4 protein-coding genes are annotated in these 3,817 nt (G+C 71.1%); 1 reads left to right on the top strand and 3 read right to left on the bottom strand.

Annotation, left to right across the window (positions count from 1 at the left end):
* Nucleotides 1-363 (bottom strand): AfsR/SARP family transcriptional regulator (locus VF665_RS12280; protein WP_331053714.1); only part of this gene is annotated, 363 nt, incomplete at its 3' end.
* Between the two features lie 304 nt (nt 364-667).
* Between VF665_RS12280 and VF665_RS12275 the strand changes: the two genes are divergently transcribed.
* Nucleotides 668-850 carry a hypothetical protein gene (locus tag VF665_RS12275; RefSeq protein ID WP_331053713.1) on the top strand — a complete coding sequence of 61 codons (183 nt, stop codon included), beginning with the start codon at nt 668-670 and terminating at the stop codon, nt 848-850.
* A gap of 77 nt (nt 851-927) precedes the next feature.
* Here VF665_RS12275 and lon read toward each other — a convergent pair whose 3' ends face one another.
* Together lon and VF665_RS12265 are read right to left on the bottom strand one after the other, a co-directional pair.
* Nucleotides 928-3,384, bottom strand: a complete 2,457-nt coding sequence (gene lon / locus VF665_RS12270) for an endopeptidase La (RefSeq protein WP_331053712.1) — start codon at nt 3,382-3,384, stop codon at nt 928-930.
* Nucleotides 3,385-3,786, bottom strand: a complete 402-nt coding sequence (locus VF665_RS12265; protein ID WP_331053711.1) for a DUF1499 domain-containing protein — start codon at nt 3,784-3,786, stop codon at nt 3,385-3,387.
* Nucleotides 3,787-3,817 lie beyond the last annotated feature (31 nt).

Here is a 3,817-nt window from a genome sequence, read left to right as displayed (position 1 = left end):
CAGAAAGTGCGCCGTGTACGCCGCCGCCACCTGCGGGTCGGCGGAGTGGGCGCGCGCGGCGGCCAGCAGATCGTACGCGTCGCAGGGAAGCCCGCCCGCCCAGCGCACGTTCTCCCGCACCGTCGACAGCACCCCGGGCTCCAGCAGGCGCCCGATGCGGCCCAGCGCCTGGGTGAGCGAGTGGCGGGCGCGCTCCTCCGGATGCTCGCCCCACAGCAGCGCCGCGAGCCGGATGCGGGCGTGGGTGGCCGGCCCTTCCACGCTCAGGTACACCAGCAGCGCCACATCCTTGCGGCGCAGCCCGGCGATGGGTGCGCCGGAGGCGCCGTACAGGACAGGATGGCCGAACAAAGAAAGAAACACCGGAATCGCTGGGGCAGGGAGCATGATGGAGGTCACGCGGAGTATCCCTTTGTGTGCTGTGGGACGCAATGACAAAAGTGTCTACTTGATGTGGATAACCGCCGTTTGCATCGACGGATACGTGCTGTGCGCATCCTGTGCGGCAGCGGTGCCGGTCCCGTGCGGGTGCGCTTTGCCGCGTGCTGCCCGCGTGCGGGCCGGGATCGGCAGAAGATCGTATACGGTTCGTCGGGCCGCTCATGATGAATTCACCGACCGCCCGCTTCCGGGGCGGCGGTGACCCTTCTCAGGAGACAGATCCACAATGATCCGCAGAACCGTCCTTGCCGCCCTCCTTGTGCTCTCCGCCGCGGCGTGCGGCCGCGCGCCCACGGACGCCGCCGTGCGCGCCGAAGGCCGGCCCGCCCTCGACAGCCTGGTCGACAACCCGCCCCCGCCCGACACCACCGGCGACAACGGCGGCGGCACGCTGGGGTCCGGCACCTGACCCACGGGTGACGTAAAAAGAAAAGGGGCGGCCCCGCGCGGGGCCGCCCCTTTTCTTTTTTGTCCAACAAGCCGCCGTCAGCGGTCCGCTTCCCCCGCGGCCTGGCGCTCGGCGGGGCGGATCGGGTGCGGCCCGTCCCCGTGCACGGCCACGGGCGCCAGGCCGGGCACGTCGCCCAGCAGCGCCAGGTCAAACACCTGGTCCATGCGCTCCACCGAAAAAAACTCCATCCGCTCCCGCACGTCGGCGGGCACCTCGCGCACGTCGCGCTGGTTGCCCGTGGGAAGGATGACCTTGGTGATCCCGGCGCGGTAGGCGGCCAGCACCTTTTCCTTCACCCCGCCGATCTCCAGGATCTTGCCCCGCAGCGTGACCTCGCCGGTGAGGGCAAAGTCGTGGCGCACCGGGCGGTCGCTGAGCGAAGAGGCGATGGCCAGCGTGACCGCCGCGCCGGCGCTGGGGCCGTCCTTGGGGGTGGCGCCCACGGGAAAGTGGACGTGGATGTCGAACTCGCCGAACGTTTCGCGCGGAATGCCCAGCTCCTCCGCCCGGCTGCGCACGTAGCTGTACGCCGCGTTGACGGATTCGCGCATCACGTCGCCCAGCAGGCCGGTGATTACCAGCCGCCCCGTGCCCGGCATCTTGAGGGCCTCGATGAACATCAGCTCCCCGCCGGAGGCCGTCCACGCCAGGCCGGTCACCACGCCCACCTCCGGCTGGCTCTCGGCCATCGTCGCCGCCCAGCGGGGATAGCCCAGCACTTCCTCGATCATCTCGCGGGTGACGGCCCATTCCGTGGCGCGCTGCTCCGCCTTCTGCCGCGCGATGAAGCGCATGACGGCCGCCAGCGAGCGGCGCAGGTTGCCCACGCCGGCGTCGCGCGCGTAGCCTCGGGTGAGGAACAGCAGCGTCTCGTCGGCGATGGACACCTCCTCCGTGGACAGCCCGTGCTCCTGCAGAATGCGGGGAAAGAGCCAGTCCCGGGCGATGGCGATCTTTTCCTCCGGCGTGTACCCGGCGATGCGGATCTCGATGAACAGGTCGCGCAGGTCCCGCGGAATGCGGTAGAAGTCGCCCGCCGAGCCGATGAAGAAGGCCTCGGACAGGTCGAATCCCACGTCCAGGTAGCGGTCCACGAACTCGTCGCGGTTTTCCGGGTCCAGCGCTTCTTCCAGCGCCTCCACCGGGTCGCCCTCCACGTTGCCCAGCCCCGCCTCGTCCAGCTCTTCCAGCAGAAACACGGGGTTCTTGACGCCGCAGTCGGCAATGGCCTGCATCAGCTTGCCCACCTGCGCCCCCGCGCGCGTGCGCCGCGTGCCGAACAGCTGTCCCTCGCCGCGCCCGCCCAGCTCCAGCCGCACCAGCGGCCGCCCCAGCCCCCGCGCGATCGCGGCCGCCAGGGTGCGCTTGCCCACGCCCGGCGGGCCCACGATGCAGGGAATGGGGCCGCGCAGGTCGTTGCGCAGCTCGGCGACGGCCAGCACTTCAAGCAGCCGCTGCTTGCTTTCGTCCATCCCCAGGTGCTCTTCGTGAAACGCCTTTTCCACCTCGGCCAGCTGAATGCGCCCGTCGCCCGCGCGCTTGTTCCACGGCACCGAGATGAGCGCCTCCAGGTAGGTGCGCAGCTCCGACGCCTCCTGCGCGCTGGTGCTGCTGCTGCGCAGCCGCTCGGCCTCGCGCCGCGCGACGGCGGCCACGCGGGCGGGGAGCCGCGCCATCTCCAGCTTGCGCAGCATCTCGTCGGCTTCGCGCTCCAGCGGGTCCACCTCACCCAGCTCCGCCTGCAGCGCCTGAATGCGGCGGCGCAGCTCCGCGGTGCGGGCGGGGCCGCTGCGGGGCGGCTCGGCGCCGGTGGCCGCGGGCTCGGCGGGGGCGACGGCGGCCTCCACCTCGCGCGCGCGCTCCCACGCGGACTCCAGCGCGGCCTGCACCAGGGCGAGCCGGCGGCCCACGTCCAGCGCGCCCAGAACAGCGTCGCGGTCCGGGAGCTTGAGGTTGCAAAGCGTGGCGGCCAGGTCGGCAAAGCGGCCGGGGTCGCCCAGGTTCATCCGCAGAATGCGGGGCACCTCGTCGGGAATGCGGTCCACCCGCGCGGCCAGGCCGGTGACGGCGGTCAGAATGCGCTCCACCACCGGCTCCGCGTCCTCGGCGGAGAGCGGCACCTCTTCCACCGCGCGGGGGCGGGCCGTGTAGTAGCCGTCCTCAAAGCGCACGTCGTCCAGGTGAATGCGCTTGAGCCCCTGCAGCGTGGTCTGGATCGTCCCGCCGGGCAGGTTCAGCCGCTCCAGCACGCGGACGGCGGTGGCCACCTTTTCCAGCGTGCGGGGGGGAATGTCCTGCGATTCGTCCAGCGTGCTGACGATGGCGACGATCAGTTCGTGCTCGGGGTGCGCGTTCAGCGCCTCCACGTTGGGCGCATACCCGATCTGCAGCGCCGTGGCGCCGGAGGGGAACACGACCGTGCTGCGGATGGGGAGCACGGGAATGCGCTCCCCCAGCTGCTCAGACGGCTTGCGGACATCCGATAAAGGCATCTAACGACTGATCTGCTCGGTGTTTGCGTGCTGCCGGGCCCCAAGGCGGGCGTCGAGCGCGTGCAAGAAGCGGGCAATCCGCCGGGCGTTGGTCCCCAGGTCGCCGCGTCCCACGCGCGAGGCGCTGGCCATGTCCACGCGGGTCTGCGCGTCGTCGTCCAGCGACACGCGGATCCACACGTCGTCGGTGAACTTCCACAGCCGGGTGCGCGCTTCGGCGACGATTTCGCCGGCCCGCGGGTCCTGGTCGGTCACCGTCCAGCGCAGCTTTTCCGCCGTCTGCAGCGCCGCCTGGTACACCTGGGCAAAGGGGATGGCGTAAATGCGGCCCCGCAGGCGGGCCTCGTCGTGCTCGGGGTGCGTGGCGGCGCGGTTCTGCGACAGCGCGGTCCAGACGCTCATGCGGGACTCGGTGCGCGGCGAAGGCGTGAAA

It is taken from the genome of Longimicrobium sp. (assembly GCF_036387355.1).
Classification (GTDB): domain Bacteria; phylum Gemmatimonadota; class Gemmatimonadetes; order Longimicrobiales; family Longimicrobiaceae; genus Longimicrobium.
The sequence above is the reverse complement of the archived record's forward strand: the minus strand, read 5'-3'. Positions and strand labels throughout refer to the sequence as shown.

Excerpts from the sequence above, each read along its gene's own strand:
- lon (WP_331053712.1), bottom strand. The coding sequence starts at position 3,384 with ATGCCTTTATCGGATGTCCGCAAGCCGTCTGAGCAGCTGGGGGAGCGC.
- VF665_RS12275 (WP_331053713.1), top strand. The coding sequence starts at position 668 with ATGATCCGCAGAACCGTCCTTGCCGCCCTCCTTGTGCTCTCCGCCGCG.
- VF665_RS12265 (WP_331053711.1), bottom strand. The coding sequence starts at position 3,786 with ATGAGCGTCTGGACCGCGCTGTCGCAGAACCGCGCCGCCACGCACCCC.